Origin of the sequence: Pseudomonas pharyngis (assembly GCF_021602345.1) — a bacterium.
In the GTDB taxonomy this organism is placed as follows: Bacteria; Pseudomonadota; Gammaproteobacteria; order Pseudomonadales; family Pseudomonadaceae; genus Aquipseudomonas; species Aquipseudomonas pharyngis.
Genome location: NZ_BQID01000053.1, coordinates 1 through 255, shown reverse-complemented (window position 1 = coordinate 255; position 255 = coordinate 1). Strand labels below are relative to the sequence as shown.

Here is a 255-nt window from a genome sequence, read left to right as displayed (position 1 = left end):
AGCCAAGTTTAGGGTTTCTTAAAAACCCAAAGATGTTTGAACTGAAGAGTTTGATCATGGCTCAGATTGAACGCTGGCGGCAGGCCTAACACATGCAAGTCGAGCGGATGAAGGGAGCTTGCTCCTGGATTCAGCGGCGGACGGGTGAGTAATGCCTAGGAATCTGCCTGGTAGTGGGGGACAACGTTTCGAAAGGAACGCTAATACCGCATACGTCCTACGGGAGAAAGCAGGGGACCTTCGGGCCTTGCGCTA

Annotated in this window: 1 rRNA gene; it reads left to right on the top strand. The window is 52.5% G+C overall.

The features are described from left to right. Positions 1 to 38: 38 nt before the first annotated feature. A 16S ribosomal RNA gene (locus tag L6D74_RS29940) occupies positions 39 to 255 on the top strand; the annotation flags it as partial.